14 protein-coding genes are annotated in these 14,627 nt (G+C 68.1%); 10 read left to right on the forward strand and 4 right to left on the reverse strand.

Translation table 11 applies throughout. The features are described 5' to 3' along the window. Positions 1–52 precede the first annotated feature (52 nt). The 4 genes from J2754_RS07400 (at position 53) to prf1 (ending at position 3,752) form a co-directional block, all read left to right on the forward strand. The gene (locus J2754_RS07400) at positions 53–1,024 is read left to right on the forward strand and encodes an ROK family protein (RefSeq protein ID WP_188876533.1); all 972 of its coding nucleotides are present in this window, start codon (positions 53–55) and stop codon (positions 1,022–1,024) included. A gap of 505 nt (positions 1,025–1,529) precedes the next feature. Next, entirely contained in the window at positions 1,530–1,904 is a 375-nt protein-coding gene (locus tag J2754_RS07405; protein WP_229772763.1) for an AAA family ATPase, read from the forward strand. A gap of 116 nt (positions 1,905–2,020) precedes the next feature. Further along, the gene (locus J2754_RS07410; protein ID WP_188876535.1) at positions 2,021–2,401 is read left to right on the forward strand and encodes a NifU family protein; all 381 of its coding nucleotides are present in this window, start codon (positions 2,021–2,023) and stop codon (positions 2,399–2,401) included. A 94-nt stretch (positions 2,402–2,495) separates the two neighbouring features. Further along, on the forward strand, positions 2,496–3,752 hold the full coding sequence (prf1, locus tag J2754_RS07415) for a peptide chain release factor aRF-1 (protein WP_211087060.1): 1,257 nt from the start codon (positions 2,496–2,498) through the stop codon (positions 3,750–3,752). A gap of 476 nt (positions 3,753–4,228) precedes the next feature. On the opposite strand, the gene argS is transcribed toward prf1, so the two are convergent. Together argS and J2754_RS07425 are read right to left on the reverse strand one after the other, a co-directional pair. Further along, the gene (gene argS / locus J2754_RS07420) at positions 4,229–5,980 is read right to left on the reverse strand and encodes an arginine--tRNA ligase (RefSeq protein WP_211087061.1); all 1,752 of its coding nucleotides are present in this window, start codon (positions 5,978–5,980) and stop codon (positions 4,229–4,231) included. A gap of 58 nt (positions 5,981–6,038) precedes the next feature. Continuing rightward, the gene (locus J2754_RS07425) at positions 6,039–6,752 is read right to left on the reverse strand and encodes an MBL fold metallo-hydrolase (RefSeq protein WP_211087062.1); all 714 of its coding nucleotides are present in this window, start codon (positions 6,750–6,752) and stop codon (positions 6,039–6,041) included. A 108-nt stretch (positions 6,753–6,860) separates the two neighbouring features. Here J2754_RS07425 and twy1 point away from each other — a divergent pair, with 108 nt between their 5' ends. The 4 genes from twy1 to J2754_RS07445 are packed head-to-tail and all read left to right on the forward strand — an operon-like array spanning position 6,861 to position 10,269. Further along, a complete protein-coding gene (gene twy1 / locus J2754_RS07430) occupies positions 6,861–7,802 on the forward strand; it encodes a 4-demethylwyosine synthase TYW1 (protein WP_188876543.1) in 942 nt (313 codons plus the stop codon). A 57-nt stretch (positions 7,803–7,859) separates the two neighbouring features. Then, the gene (locus J2754_RS07435) at positions 7,860–8,555 is read left to right on the forward strand and encodes a DUF120 domain-containing protein (RefSeq protein WP_188876545.1); all 696 of its coding nucleotides are present in this window, start codon (positions 7,860–7,862) and stop codon (positions 8,553–8,555) included. Further along, entirely contained in the window at positions 8,542–9,285 is a 744-nt protein-coding gene (ribB, locus tag J2754_RS07440; protein WP_188876547.1) for a 3,4-dihydroxy-2-butanone-4-phosphate synthase, read from the forward strand. Before J2754_RS07435 ends, ribB begins: the two co-directional genes overlap by 14 nt. Positions 9,286–9,324: 39 nt before the next feature. Then, the gene (locus J2754_RS07445; protein WP_211087063.1) at positions 9,325–10,269 is read left to right on the forward strand and encodes a branched-chain amino acid transaminase; all 945 of its coding nucleotides are present in this window, start codon (positions 9,325–9,327) and stop codon (positions 10,267–10,269) included. A gap of 427 nt (positions 10,270–10,696) precedes the next feature. Here J2754_RS07445 and lysS read toward each other — a convergent pair whose 3' ends face one another. Next, positions 10,697–12,349, reverse strand: coding sequence for a lysine--tRNA ligase (gene lysS, locus J2754_RS07450; RefSeq protein ID WP_188876549.1), 1,653 nt, complete (start codon positions 12,347–12,349; stop codon positions 10,697–10,699). Continuing rightward, on the reverse strand, positions 12,346–13,068 hold the full coding sequence (gene pyrH, locus J2754_RS07455; RefSeq protein WP_188876550.1) for a UMP kinase: 723 nt from the start codon (positions 13,066–13,068) through the stop codon (positions 12,346–12,348). Before pyrH ends, lysS begins: the two co-directional genes overlap by 4 nt. 99 nt (positions 13,069–13,167) lie before the next feature. On the opposite strand from pyrH, the gene J2754_RS07460 reads away from it, so the two are divergent. Both J2754_RS07460 and J2754_RS07465 read left to right on the forward strand, forming a co-directional pair. Next, on the forward strand, positions 13,168–13,962 hold the full coding sequence (locus J2754_RS07460; RefSeq protein WP_188876553.1) for a molybdopterin synthase: 795 nt from the start codon (positions 13,168–13,170) through the stop codon (positions 13,960–13,962). A 262-nt stretch (positions 13,963–14,224) separates the two neighbouring features. After that, complete coding sequence (locus tag J2754_RS07465) at positions 14,225–14,476, forward strand: DUF7123 family protein (RefSeq protein WP_188876555.1); 252 nt, start codon at positions 14,225–14,227, stop codon at positions 14,474–14,476. Positions 14,477–14,627 lie beyond the last annotated feature (151 nt).

The following is a 14,627-nucleotide window of genomic DNA, read 5'->3' on the forward strand; positions in this document are numbered from 1 at the left end:
TCCGTAGTGAAATCTGTGCAGTTAAGTCGCCGGGGCGGCCACTACCGGGCAGATGGCGTACTACGTGGGCGTCGATCTCGGCGCGACGAACCTCCGCGCCGCGGTCGCGGACGAGGAGGCAGTCGTGCTCGGCACCGACCGCCGCGGGACCCCGCGCGGCCCGTCCGGCATCGCCGTCACCGAGGCCGTCCTCGCCGCGATCCGGACCGCGTGCGCGAACGCCGGCGTCGATCCGACGCAGGTGGCCGCGGCCGGGATCGGGAGCATCGGCCCGCTCGACCTCGCCGACGGCGCGATAGACAACCCGGCGAACCTCCCCGAGGGGATCGGCCGTATCCCCCTCGTCGGCCCCGTCCGCGAGCTCGTCGACTCGGAGCGCGTCTACCTCCACAACGACACCATCGCCGGCGTCATCGGCGAGCGCTTCCACAGCGACCGCAACCCCGACGACATGGTCTACCTCACCATCTCCTCGGGGATCGGCGCGGGCGTCGCCGTCGACGGCAACGTCCTCACCGGCTGGGACGGCAACGCCGGCGAGGTCGGCCACATGGCGGTCGACCCCGACGGACGCCGCACCTGTGGTTGCGGACGCGACGGCCACTGGGAGGCCTACTGCTCCGGGAACAACATCCCGCGCTACGCGAAACAACTCGCCGAGGAACGCGACGCCGACACCGCGCTGCCGGTCGAATCCGACTCGTTCTCCGCGAAGGACGTCTTCGAACACGCCGAGAGCGACGACTTCGCGAACGACGTCGTCGGTCGGATCGCGGACTGGAACACGCTGGGCATCACGAACCTCGCGCAGGCGTACGCGCCGCTCGTCGTCTACGTCGGCGGCGCCGTCGCGCTCAACAACCCCGGCCTCGTCCTCGAACCCGTCCGCGAGCGTCTCGACGAGACGGTGTTCAACAACGTTCCCGACCTCCGCCTCACGAACCTCGGTGACGACGTCGTCCTCGACGGCGCGATCGCCTCCGCAATCACCGGCGGTACCGGCGATCGCTCGCAGATCCACTAATCCCCACACACCTCGCGTCGCCTGTTCTCGGCGCTTCGAAAGCCCGAGGTCACCCGTGCGCGATACCCAACGGGTCGGCCGACGCGTCTCGGAACCCCACGAGATGGGCGAGACGACGCGGTCCGTCCGGTGTGGATCACCCGATGCGGACCGTGCGGCGTGAGACACACCCTCCGTCGTCTGTTCGACGGTGTCGTGGCCGTGCCACCGTCGTCGACGCGGTTTGCCGTCGTCGCTACTCTTCGACGGCTGACCGGGGCACCCACACACGGGGCGTCGTAAGCTCTCAGTCGAGATGTCACGACGCCGCCCACCGTGTGCTGTTCGCCCACCACCGACAACTAACGACTTTTGGTGTGTCTCACGACACAGACTATCTTCCGGAATCGGGACGTCCTGAAGGAGGATTACGAACCCGACGAGATCCTCGAACGGGACGACGAGATCCAAGCGTACGCGCGCGCTCAACCCCACCCGCCACGGTGCACACCCGGACGACGTCTTCATCTACGGGAAGACCGGCGTCGGGAAGACCGCCGTCACGAAATACCTCCTCGAAGTCCTCGAAACCGAAGTCGACGAGGATCCGAGCGTCGACTCGGAGGTCACGACGCTCCTCGTCAACCGCCAGTACTCGACGACGTCGTACCAAGCGCTCATCGCGCTGTTGAACGCGCTTCGTGGCCCGCACGATCAGGTATCCGCGACCGGACACGCGCCACAGGACCTTTACAACATGCGCTGGCGCGAGCTCGACCAGCTCGGTGGGACCGTCCTCATTGCGCTCGACGAAATCGACGCCATCGGGGGCGACGACGGTCTCCTCGTCCGACGCGGGTCTCGATCTCCCGGCGTCGATGCCGCGCTGAGCCGCACGTGACTGCGCGAACTCATCTCGCCGTCGCCGAGAACAGACGACGCGAGGTGTGGGTGGGTACGACGCGGCGCGCGCACCGGAACCCGAACGCTTTCACGCGTGCGGACGTAACTCATACTATGAGCGAGGCCAGCGAAACGGACGGCGAGGGCTTTCACGGGCGCGTCGAGCGGTGGCTCGCGGCCCAGATGCCGATCATCCAGATGCACGGCGGCGAGTCCGCCGTCCGGAAGGCCGATCGGGAGTCCGGCGAAGTCGTCATCGAACTCGGGGGCGCGTGCTCCGGGTGCGGTATCAGCCCCCGGACCGCCCACCGGATCAAGACCGACCTCGCCGCCGACTTCGAGGCCGTCACCGACGTCACCGTCCGTTTCTCCGACGACTCCGGTTCGGACTGGACGACCGGTCAGGCCGAGAGCTACATGGGCGTCGACCGGAACGAGGGCGGACGCGGCGGCCGCGGTGAAGGAAGCCCGAACTCCGACGGCATGCACTTCTAGATCCGGACGGCGTTCCCGGGTGCGCGGAACGCGCCCGCGGCAAAAAGTCGCGGGTCGCAGGGTACTTACCGATACGTTCCCCTAGTACCGCGTAATGAGCGAGCAGCAGGGCGAGCAAGCGTCCGAGGACCGCCGGAAGTACGAGTTCCGGAAGGTCATCGAGAAGCTCCAGGACTACTCCGGGAGCGGGACGCAACTCGTCTCCATCTACGTCCCCGAGGACAAGCAGGTCTCGGACGTGGTCGCCCACGTCACCCAAGAGCACTCGGAGGCGTCGAACATCAAGTCGAAGCAGACGCGTACGGCGGTGCAGGACGCCCTGACATCCATCAAGGACCGCCTGCGCTACTACGATACGTTCCCCCCGGAGAACGGGATGGTGCTCTTCTCGGGGTCGATCGACGTCGGGGGCGGCCAGACGGACATGGTGACCGAAGTCCTCGAATCGCCGCCCGAACCCGTCCAGTCCTTCCGCTACCACTGCGACAGCGCCTTTCTGACGGAGCCCCTCGAGAACATGTTCGCGGACAAGGGCCTCTACGGGCTCATCGTCCTCGATCGCCGCGAGGCGAACGTCGGGTGGCTGAAGGGGAAACGGGTCGAGCCCGTGAAGTCCGCCTCCTCGCTCGTCCCCGGTAAGCAGCGCAAAGGGGGGCAGTCCGCCCAGCGTTTCGCCCGCCTCCGCCTCGAGGCCATCGACAACTTCTATCAGGAGGTCGCCGAGATGGCGAACGACCTCTTCGTCGACCGGCGCCACGAACTCGACGGCGTCCTCGTCGGCGGCCCCTCCCCGACGAAGGACGAGTTCCTCGACGGCGACTACCTCCATCACGAGATTCAGGACAAGGTCCTCGGGAAGTTCGACGTCTCGTACACCGACGAGTCCGGCCTCTACGACCTCGTCGACGCGGGCTCGGCCGCGCTCGCCGAGGCGGCGCTCATGGAGGACAAGAACGCGATGGAATCGTTCTTCAAGGAACTCCACGACGGCGATCTCGCCACCTACGGCTTCGAGGCGACCCGTCGCAACCTCGTGATGGGGTCCGTCGACGAACTCCTCCTGAGCGAGGACCTCCGGCAGGACGTCGTCACCTACGAGTGTGAGAACGGCCACGAGGAACGCGAGGTCATCGATCGCCGAACGGAGGAGATCCCCGTCCACGACTGTTCCGAGTGCGGTGTGACGGTGGAAGACGGCGAGCGCGAGGACATCATCGATCACCTGATGAACATCGCCGACCAGCGCGGTACCGAGACGACGTTCATCAGCACGGACTTCGAGAAGGGTGATCAGCTCCTCAACGCTTTCGGCGGGATCGCCGGCCTGCTGCGCTACTCCACCGGCGTGTAAAACGACCTTTTGCTGCGCGTCGGCTTCGCCGACGCTGGCAAAAGCTCGGCCAAAAGCCATCGTCACCTCCTTTGGGGGTACCTCGGCCTCGCGCCTGTCGGCGCGAGTGAACCGGCGACCGACCGGGCTCTGGGCGAGACCAAAGGTCCCGCTTGCCCGCACTTACTTCGTTCGCGCGGACTTCGAGCCGTCACCAGAAATCGAGGATTTCTGGTTGGCGAACGAGACGACGGAGTCGTCTCGTTAACGCTCGGTCGCCGGACGCTAGCCCTGGCGTTCCGTTCGACGGCTGTCGGCGTCGAACATCTGTTAGGTGCGTGTGCGTACTGAACGCCAGTATTCGCGCGAACGAGCGGTCCGAAGGACCCGGTAGTGAGCGTGATTCGCCGCGAGCCGGAGGCTCGCGGGCTTTTTCACCCATGTTTTTGCCATGAGCAGTTCGCACCTCGCGCGAACTCGAGCGGGAAAAAGATGGTCTACATGGAGCGCGGTGCCTCGATCCCGAGGACGTCGAGCGCGTTGGCGAGCGTGTTGCGGGCGCTCGCCACGAGCGCGAGGCGCGCGCTCCGAACGGCGGGATCGACGTCGTCGGCGAGCACGGGGCACTCGCGGTAGAAGGTGTTGAACGCGTCGGCGTACTCGCGGGCGAAGGTGGCGATCTGGTGGGGTTCTAAGTCCGCGGCGGCGGCGTCGACGACGCCGGGGAAGCGCGCGGTCTCGCGGAGCAGTTCGATCTCGGCGTCGGCTTCGAGGAGGCTCGCGTCCGCCTCGTCGGGCGTCTCGGTGTCGTCGAGGATCCCGCAACTACGTGCGTGCGCGTACTGGATATAGGGCGCGCTCTGCGCTTCGAAGTCGAGCGCCTCGTCCCACTCGAACGTGATGGCCTTCTGGGGTTGTTTGGAGACGATGTCGTACCGGACGGCGCCGACGCCCACCTGCTCGGCGATCCGCTCGACGTCGTCGGCGTCGATGTCGTCCTCCCGGATGCGGTCGTCGAGGCGTTTCTCGACCTCCTCCCGAGCGCGCTGGATGGCCTCGTCGAGCAGGTCGTCGAGGTCGATCCCGGTGCCGCGGCGGGTGCTCATCTTCCCCTCGGGGAGGTTGACGTAGGAGTAAATGACGTTCTCCAGCTGGTCGGTGTCGTTCCCGAGGAGCTCGAGAGCGGCCTGCAGCTGGCCGGCCTGGAGCTTGTGGTCCTCGCCGAGGACGGTGACCGAGCGGTCGTACGCGTCGAACTTCCACTCGTGGTGGGCGAGGTCGCGCGTCGTGTAGAGGCTCGTCCCGTCCGAACGGAGGAAGACGAGCTTCTTCTCGTATCCCCACTCGGAGAGGTCGAGCTGCCACGCGCCGTCCTCGATGACGGCCTCGTCGGTCTCCTGCAGGCGCTCGGCGAGTTCTTTCGTACCGCCGTCGCGCATGAACGACGTCTCCTTTACGAACTCGTCGAACTCGGCGGGGAGCCGGAGCAGACACTCTCGCATCCCGCCGAGGACCTGATCGACGACGCGCTGGACGCGCTCGTAGGTCTCCTCGTCGCCCTCTTCGAGCCCTTGGAGGATCGATTGGATCTCGTCCTCGGCCGCCTCGACGGCGTCGGGGTGGGCCTCTTCGAGGTAGGCGTTGCCCTTCCGGTAGTATCGCACGAGGTCGTACTCGACGCGTCCGCGCTCCGGTTCCGAGTCGAGGTCGTCCTCGTCGAACGTCTCGTAGGCCCACGTGAAGACCGCCATCTGGCGCCCGGCGTCGTTCACGTAGTACTCGGTGGTGACGTCGTGGCCGGCGTAGTCGAGGAGGCGCGCGACGGCGTCGCCGACGATGGGATTTCGCGCCCGCCCGACGTGGACCGGCCCGGTCGGGTTCGCGGAGGTGTGTTCGACGAGGACGTCCTCCCCCGTCGCGGGGAGCTCGCCGTAGTCGTCGTCGCGCCCGGCGTCGAGGGTGTCCGCGTAGTATGACGGCGTCGGAAGGACGTTCACGTAGGGGCCCTGCGCGCGGACTTCACGGACGTACTCGTACTCGTCGGCGTCGACGGCGTCGGCGATCCGAGCGGCGACTTCCGCCGGGGGCGCGCCCAGCTCGCCCGCGAGTCGGAACGCGACGCTGGAGGCGACGACGGCGTCCACGCCTTCCGGGGGTTCTTCGATACCGAGGTCGTCCGTCGGCAGGTCGAGGGTCTCGAGCGCCCCGGTGAGGGCGGACTCGACCTCCGCACGGAGTGCGAGGAACATGCTACGGCCTGCGGCGCGCGCGCTCAAAGGCGTTCTGAAACGCCGTGCGTCCCCGTGCTCAGATCGAGACGGTTTCGCCGTCGTCAGGGATCACGGCCTCCGGGACCGCCTCACGGAGGTCGTCGCGTTCGAGCAGGCAGTGGTTGATCGCCCCCATGTGGACGGCGACGACGGGGCAGTCGGCGCGCTCGACTACCCGCCGGACGCCCGCCGCGTCCATCGTGATGGGTTCGCTGTCGACGAACTGCGCGGCGCCGGCGTTCACGACGACCGCGTCCAGATCGCGCGCTTCGAGGACCTCGGCGACCGGATCGTACCAGACGGTGTCGCCCGTGAGGTAGAGCGACTCCGACCCGTCGAGAACGAACCCGCAGACGGGGGCCATCGCTCGCGCCACCTCCCCGTGGCCGTGGCGCGCGGGCGTTCGCTCGATCGAGACGCCCGCGAACTCTTGTGCGTCCTCGACCGGCCGGACGTCGGTGAGCCCGTCCGCCCGGAAGGCCTCGGTCTCGGCTGGGTTGCAAAAGAGCGGCGTGTCGGGGTCGACGGCCGTCGTCCACGCGTCCCAGTGGTCCTGGTGGCGGTGCGTGACGAGCACCGCGTCGTGGCCGAGATCGACGTCCGGGAGGTCGACGAGGGGATTGCGCCGCTGGCGTGGTGTGTTCTCGACCGGCGGGTTCTCGCCGGCCTCGGAGAGCATCGGATCGACGAGGAAGCGCGTTCCGTCGAGGTCGACGACGAGCGTCGCGTGGCGCGCGAGAGTCACGTCCATGCCCCGTGTGACGGACGCGAGCGGGTTGAAGGTACGCGAGGCGGTGACGGTCGCCGGCACGGTGCGCGTTCCGCCGCGCTTTTGCCCGCGCGCGACCCGCTTGTGGGTATGCCCGAGCAGGTGGATTCGCCGAGCTACCACCACGAGAACCACACGGCCGCCCAGACCTGCGGGTGGACGGCGAACGCCCTCCGCGGCGAGGGCACCTGCTACAAGCACGCGTGGTACGGCATCCGCTCCCATCGCTGTATCCAGATGACGCCCGTCGTACGCTGTAACGAGCGGTGCGTCTTCTGCTGGCGCGACCACAACGGCCACGCGTACGAACTCGACGGCGTCGAGTGGGACGACCCGGAGGCGGTCGTCGACGCCTCTATCGACCTCCAGAAGCGCCTCCTCTCGGGTTTCGGCGGGAACGAGAACGTCCCCCGCGAGCGCTTCGAGGAGGCCCTCGACCCCAAGCACGTCGCCATCAGCCTCGACGGCGAACCCACCCTGTATCCGTACCTCCCCGAACTCTTAGAGGCGTTTCACGACCGGGGGCTCACGACGTTCCTCGTCTCCAACGGGACGCGCCCCGAGGTCCTGCGCGAGTGCGACCCCACGCAACTGTACGTCTCGGTCGACGCCCCCGAGCGCGCGACGTTCGACGACGTCGTGGGCGCGACGGAGGACGACGCGTGGGAGTCGCTGATCGACACGCTCGACGTGCTCGCCGAGAAGGAGGCGACGCGAACCGTCCTGCGGACGACGCTCGTGAACGGGGAGAACATGACGAACCCGGATTGGTACGCGGGGCTCTACCGGCGCGCGGACCCCGACTTCGTCGAGCTGAAGGCGTACATGCACGTCGGACACTCGCGCGGCCGCCTCGACCGGGACTCGATGCCGTCCCCCGAGACGGTCGAGTCCTTCGCGCGGCGGGTCGGAGAGCACATGCCCGAGCACCCGGTCGTCAAAGTCCAGGAGGCCTCGTCGGTCGCGCTGCTCGCACGCGACGAGGAGACGTGGGTGCCCGCGCTCGCCCCGGGCGGTGGCTTCTACGATTAACTCAGTTCTGAGACGCGTCCCACAACCATTATGCTCCGGCCGCCCGTAGTTCGGGTCATGTCACGGGCAACGCTCGCGGTCGGGTACGACGAGCTCGCCGCGCTGAAGCTCCTCGCGCTCGACGGCGCGCGCCACGGCGAGGTGAAGGCCTCCTGTGGCGACCTCGCCGATCGGCTCGACGCCTCGACGCAGACCGCCTCCCGACGCCTCCAAGCGCTGGAGGAGGCCGGCTACGTCGATCGAGACGTCGTCAGCGACGGTCAGTGGGTCGCCATCACCGACGACGGCGAGCGGGTCCTCCAGCGCGAGTACGAGGATTACCGACGGGTCTTCGAGGACCCCGCCGAGCTCGCGCTCAGCGGGCGCGTTACGAGCGGGATGGGCGAGGGCCGCCACTACATCTCGCTCCCCGGCTACAACCGACAGTTCGAGGAACGCCTCGGATACGAGCCGTTCGCGGGAACGCTCAACGTCGAACTCGACGAACCCTCACGGCGCGCTCGCTCCGCCATGGAGTCGCTCGGCGGGATCGATATCGACGCGTGGGAGGACGACGAGCGGACGTACGGCTCCGCGACGTGCTACCCGGCCACCCTCGAAGCCGACGGGGCCTCCTACGACCCCGTCCACGTCATCGTCCCCGACCGAACCCACCACGACGAGACGAAGGTCGAACTCATCGCCGCGGACAAACTCCGCGACGAACTCGGCCTCGACGACGGTGACGAGGTGATCGTCCGTGTCGCACAGTGACGGCGTGAGCGATCCGGAGACGGGTGCCGAAAGCCGATCGGCGGACGCCCGGACCGGCGACGCCTCGAACGCGGTCGGCGCGTCGGACGCCGTCGATGCCGCCGTCGACGCGCTCGCACGCGGTGAGCCGGTGCTCGTCCACGACGCCGCCGACCGCGAAGGGGAAGTCGATCTGATCTATCACGCCGCCGACGTCGCGTCCGAGGCGGTCGCCCGCATGCGCACCGACGCCGGTGGGCTGATCTGCACCGCCCTCTCGCACGACGTCTGTGAGGCCTTCGAGCTGCCGTTCCTCGCGGACGCGCTCGACCATCCCGCGGTGACCGACGAGGACCTGGCGTACGACGAGCGCGCGTCGTTCAGCCTCACCGTCAATCACCGCGACACCTACACCGGGATCACCGACGACGATCGCTCGCTGACGATCACGGCGCTCGCCGAGGCCGCCGCGAACCCCGACGACACGGACTTCCCCGGGACCTTCCGCGCGCCCGGGCACGTCCACCTCCTCCGCGGTGCGCCCGACGGGCTCGCCGACCGCGAGGGTCACACCGAACTCGGCCTCGCGCTCGCGGCCGCCGCCGAGCGCCCGCCCGCCGTCGTCGTCTGCGAGATGCTCGACGCGGAGACCGGCGGCGCGCGGACGCCCGCGGACGCCCGCGACTACGCCGAGGAGCACGGGTTCGTCTACGTCGAGGGGCGCGACGTCCTCGACGCGCTTCGTCGCTAACGAGGAACGTTCATTACGTCGGCCGAACATCGTTTCGCCATGCCTGGCTTCGAACAGATGCGCGCCGAGCGCGACTCTCTCGACACCATCTGGATGAACGGCGAGTTTACCGACTGGGAGGACGCGACGACGCACGTCCTCACGCACGGCCTCCACTACGGCACCGGCGTCTTCGAGGGCGCGCGGTGTTACGACACCGAGAACGGCCCCGCGATCTTCCGCTGGGACGCGCACGTCGAACGGCTCTTCGACTCCGCGAAGCCCTACGACATGGAGATCCCCTTCTCCAAGGACGAACTCACCGAGGCCACCCTCGAAGTCATCCGCCGCAACGACCTCGAATCCTGTTACATCCGCCCCGTCGCCTACTACGGCTACCACCAACTCGGCGTCTCCCCGGGTGACTGTCCGACCGACGTCGCCATCGCCGCCTGGCCGTGGGGCGCCTATCTCGGCGAGGAGGCCCTCCGGAACGGCATCGACGTCATGATCTCCTCGTGGCGCAAACACGCCTCCAGTCAGATCCCGACGAACGCCAAGACGAACGGCCTCTACGTCAACAGCCTCCTCGCCGGCGAGGAGGCCCGCCGGAACGGCTACGAGGAGGCCATCGTCCTCAACAAGGAGGGGAACGTCGCCGAGGGTCCCGGCGAGAACGTCTTCATGGTCCGCGACGGCGAACTGTACACCCCCTCGCTCTCCGAGAGCATCCTCGACGGGATCACCCGCGACACCGTCATCACCCTCGCCGAGGAGCGCGGAATCCCGGTCCACGAGACCGCGATCTCGCGCGGCGAACTCAACACCGCGGACGAACTCTTCTTCACCGGCAGCGCCGCCGAAGTCACCCCCATCCGCAAGGTCGACAACGTCGTCATCGGCGAGGGCACGCGGGGTCCCGTCACCGAGGAGCTCCAGTCCGCGTTCTTCGACCTCGTCGACCGCAAAACCGACGAGCACGACGACTGGTTCACCTACATCTGAAGCTTTTGCAAGCGCGCTTCTCGCGCGCTGCAAAAGCTTCACCAAAAGCCTTCCTCGCTCCTGTCGCTCACTACGTTCGCGTTAGTCGCTCGTCGGCCCGAACGCTGCGCGTTCGGGGAGCTGCGAACCTACCGGGTTCTTCGAACCACTCGGTTCGCGGACGCTAGCCCCGTAGTTCGTTCAGCTACCGCTGTGCGAACGTTCAAACCGGAAGCCGACACCACGTCGTCCCGTGATCTGACGACTACTACGGGACGCCCAGCGAAATCGGCGACGCGCCGTTCCGTGGACGCGGCGACGACTAGCGGGAGTCGCCGAACGAGCGAGCGGTGAAGCCGCGAGCGCGCCAGCGCGTCGCCTGTTCGCCTTTTCACTCCGAGTCTCGCGGCTCTCGCCGCCTCGACGGACCCGGCTACCCGAGGGACGCCTACTTCTCGCGGCGCAGGCGCGTCACGACGAACTCCCGGTCAAGGTCAGCGAGGAACTGCCCGAGCTTCGGGCCCTGCTCCTCGTCGAAGAAGAGCCGGTAGCCCGTCGCGAAGAAGTCGCCGATGTCGATGTCGTGGCGCTTCGCGGTCTCGTAGACCTCTCCCTGAAGGGTCTCGCCGTCGGGTTCTTCGTCCTCGATGAAGGCCGCGAGGTCGTCGAGCGCCGCCGCCGTCTCCTCGTCCACGTCGACCGCCGGCATCGTCCGGCGTTCGATGCGGTAGTTGTACTGGTTGTCCGTGCGCTCGGCCCACTCGCGGGCGCGTTCGACGCGTTCGAGGGCCGCCGCGACCGCCTCCTCGCTCGCACCCTCGGGGATGTGGCCCTCGCGGCGCGCGATCTCCTCGCGGAGCGCGGGGTCCTCGGTCATCCCGAGGACGGCCGCGAACGTGTACGGGAGGCGGATCGGCCGCTCGTCGGGCACGTCCCCGACGACGAACGGGTAGATCCGCTCGGCGCGCTCGATCTCCCGCTCGCTCGCGTCCTCGACGTCGCCGTAGTAGAGCCGCTCGAAGCGGTCGAACTCGTCGACGAGGAGGTCGATACGTTCGATGGAGAAGTCCCGCGCGCGCTTCGGGTCCTTCGTGAAGAAGTAGCGCAGGACGTCCCGCTCGACGAGCTCGAGGACGTCGGAGACGAGGACGACGTTCCCGGCCGAGGAACTGAAGGGGTCGCCATCGAGCGTGAACCACTCGTAGACCATCGGCGTCGGGGGCTCGATCCCGAGGAGGGTCGCGGCGATGTCGGAGCCGGAGGGCCACGACCCCTCGGCGTGGTCCTTCCCGAACGGCTCGAAGTCGACGCCGAGCACCTGCCACTGCGCCGGCCACTCGAAGCGCCACGGGAGCTTGCCCTCGCGGAGGGTCGCGGTTCCCGCGTGCCCACAGCCCTCGATGGTCTGGTCGCCCGCGTCCATGTCCGTGCACTCGTAGTCGACGGTGCCCGCCTCGGCGTCGATGGCGGTGACGGTCTCCGTCACCTTCCCGCAGTTCTCACAGATGGGGTTGAACGGGACGTACGACTCGTCGACCTTGTCCTGATACTTCCCGAGGACGTCCCGTGCTTCGTCGGCGCTCGCGAGGAGATCGCGTGTGACGGCCTCGAACTCCCCACTCTCGTAGAGTTCGGTGTTCGAGACGGTCTCGACGTCGACGCCGAGGCGATCGGCGGAGCGCTCGATGAGGTTCGAGAAGTGCGCGCCGTAAGAGTCACAGCAGCCGAAGGGGTCCGGGATGTCGGTGTACGGATGCCCGAGGTTCCGTCCGAGCGCGCCCGCGTTCACGTCACCGAGGTCGACGATTTTGCCGTCGAGGTCGGCGAGCTTCCGGGGGAGTCCGCGGAGCGGGTCACGGTCGTCGGCGGTGAAGAGCTGGCGGACCTCGTGGCCACGCTCGCGGAGGACCTCGGCGACGTAGTATCCCCGCATGATCTCGTTCATGTTCCCGAGGTGCGGGACGCCCGAGGGCGATATCCCGCCCTTGACGACGAGCGGGTCGTCTCCACCCCGCGCCTCGACGGCGTCGGCGGCCTCGTCGGCCCAGAAGACGGCGTCGCCGGTGAGCGTCGCGTGCGGGTCGTACTCGTCGTCGCTCATTCGCCCTCGGCCCAGTAGTCCATTCCCGCCTCGCTCCCGTCGGGGACGATGTCGGTGCCGTCGTGTTCACCGCGGAGGACGGCGTCGAGGACGGCCGTCGGCTCCGTGCCGTCGAGAACGATCGCGCGGACGCGCGAGCGCTCGATGAGCTTCGCGGCGAGCAGGTCGACCGGCGCGGAGCTCCCCGCGCTCATCTCGATGTCGGCGATGGCGTCGACGAGCTCGCCCGGCGTGATGCGATCGTAACGCTCCGCCGAGTCGTCGGTCTTCGGGTCGGCGCTGAAGACGCCGGGGACGCTCGTCGCGTAGACGAGCAGGTCGGCGTTCGTGTACTCGGCGAGCGCGGCGCTCACGGCATCGGTCGTTTGTCCGGCCGTGACGCCGCCCATGATGGCGACGTCGCCGCGCCGAATCGCCTCGCCGGCCTCCTCGTAGCTCTCCGCCGGGCTGGGCGCGGCGTCGTCGCCGAGCGCGGCGATGAGGAGCTGCGCGTTCAGCCGCGTCACCGAGATCCCGATGTCGTCGAGCTCGATCTCGTTCGCCCCGAGGTCGCGCGCGGTCTTGATGTAGTCGCGCGCGACGCCGCCGCCACCGACGACGACGCCGACCGAACACCCCGCATCGACCAACTGGTCGATGACGTCGGCGTACTGCTCGACCCGTTCGTGCGCCAAGTCGGGCGCGAGCACGCTCCCGCCGACGGAAACGACGACTCTCATACTATCGCCGGATAACCCTGTCGCGGCCTTAAGGGTTGCCAAGCGGCGATCGGGCGGGGCGTCGAAACGGACAAACCGCGTGCAACCCTCCCGTGTCGTATGTACGTTCTCGACGTCGCGGCACCGTCCGGCGGCGATCCGGCGGCCGTCGTCGACGCGCTCCGCGATCGGTTCGCCGACGAGGGCGCCGTCGCCGTCGTCCGTCGCGATCCGACGCTCGGCGATGCCGACGGCGCCCACACGACCGTCCGCCTCGGCGGGGGGCGCCGCCGCACCACCGCTGACTCCCGCGCGTCGCTCACGGCGGTCCTCGACGACCTCGCCCGCGATCACGACTTCGCGCTCACGGTCGGCTTCGCCGACGCCGCGCTCCCCCGACTCGCCGTCGGCGACGCGTCCGTCGCCGACCCGCTCGCTCGCGTCACCGAGGCCGCGACTCTCGATCCCGACTCGGTGCTGGCCGCCCTCCGCGAAACCGAACCCCACGAGTCTCTGTCGTCACTCGTCGCGGCCGCGAAGCGTAGCGCCGACGAACGGTTCGCCGGCGCGATCGCGACGTTCACGGGTCGCGTCCGCGCGCAGGAGAACGCCGACGACGCCCCGACGGAGGCCCTGTCGTTCGAGACGTACGCCGAGGTCGCCGCCGCCCGACTCGACGACATCCGCGCGGCCCTCGAAGCCCGCGAGGGCGTCCACGACGTGCTGCTTCATCACCGGACGGGCCGGATCGAGGCCAGCGAGGACATCGTCTTCGTCGTCGTGCTCGCCGGCCACCGCCGAGAGGCCTTCCGCGCCGTCGAGGACGGCATCGACCGCCTCAAGGACGAAGTGCCGATCTTCAAGAAGGAGGTCACGATCGACGAGGAGTTCTGGCGACACGAGCGCGACGCCTGACGCGCGTCGGCCGCACCGGGTGCACGACCGCCGAACGATCCCCCGAAGCGGTCGCGGGGTGAGTGATCGGGGATATAATTTCTGAGATGAAATAAGCAGTACAAAAATTCTAAGCGCTTCGTGAAACGTCTCGAACTATCTCAGCGATCCGTGAACGGTACGTGAAACGACGTCGGCACCGATTTTGCCCCCGGAAAGAGCGCGAAACCACACTAACGTTCCCCCCCTTATACCGTCGTCCGGTCCCAAGGGTGGGATAGCCATGAGCGCAACCGCGCAGTCCCCGACCGAGTCGGACGACAAGCAAACTCGACTCCTCTCGTACCTGCGCGAGAAGGCGGCAGACGGCGAGCTCTACTTCAAGAGCAAGTTCATCGCCGACGACGTCGAGCTCTCGACGAAGGAGATCGGCGCCCTGATGGCGAAGCTGAGCGACTCGACCGAGGACATCGACCTCGACATCGAGAAGTGGTCGTACACCTCCGCGACCACGTGGCGCGTCCAGCGCGCGTAGACCCGCGCCCGTACCCGCCGCCGCGCACCGCCGCCGCCCGATCGCCCTCCACGCCGGCCGCTCCGGTCGTCGATTCGAAGTTCCCTTCTTCGCGTTCGCTACACGTCGAGTCGCGTCGCTCGTCCCGGTATTGACGTCCGCGTGCGCGGAG

It is taken from the genome of Halarchaeum nitratireducens (assembly GCF_017874695.1).
Taxonomy (GTDB): domain Archaea; phylum Halobacteriota; class Halobacteria; order Halobacteriales; family Halobacteriaceae; genus Halarchaeum; species Halarchaeum nitratireducens.

Coding starts and splice junctions, on each gene's coding strand:
- J2754_RS07400 (WP_188876533.1), top strand. CDS start 53: ATGGCGTACTACGTGGGCGTCGATCTCGGCGCGACGAACCTCCGCGCC.
- J2754_RS07425 (WP_211087062.1), bottom strand. CDS start 6,752: ATGGACGTGACTCTCGCGCGCCACGCGACGCTCGTCGTCGACCTCGAC.
- pyrH (WP_188876550.1), bottom strand. CDS start 13,068: ATGAGAGTCGTCGTTTCCGTCGGCGGGAGCGTGCTCGCGCCCGACTTG.
- twy1 (WP_188876543.1), top strand. CDS start 6,861: ATGCCCGAGCAGGTGGATTCGCCGAGCTACCACCACGAGAACCACACG.
- lysS (WP_188876549.1), bottom strand. CDS start 12,349: ATGAGCGACGACGAGTACGACCCGCACGCGACGCTCACCGGCGACGCC.
- J2754_RS07445 (WP_211087063.1), top strand. CDS start 9,325: ATGCCTGGCTTCGAACAGATGCGCGCCGAGCGCGACTCTCTCGACACC.
- argS (WP_211087061.1), bottom strand. CDS start 5,980: ATGTTCCTCGCACTCCGTGCGGAGGTCGAGTCCGCCCTCACCGGGGCG.
- prf1 (WP_211087060.1), top strand. CDS start 2,496: ATGAGCGAGCAGCAGGGCGAGCAAGCGTCCGAGGACCGCCGGAAGTAC.
- J2754_RS07410 (WP_188876535.1), top strand. CDS start 2,021: ATGAGCGAGGCCAGCGAAACGGACGGCGAGGGCTTTCACGGGCGCGTC.
- J2754_RS07460 (WP_188876553.1), top strand. CDS start 13,168: ATGTACGTTCTCGACGTCGCGGCACCGTCCGGCGGCGATCCGGCGGCC.
- J2754_RS07465 (WP_188876555.1), top strand. CDS start 14,225: ATGAGCGCAACCGCGCAGTCCCCGACCGAGTCGGACGACAAGCAAACT.
- J2754_RS07435 (WP_188876545.1), top strand. CDS start 7,860: ATGTCACGGGCAACGCTCGCGGTCGGGTACGACGAGCTCGCCGCGCTG.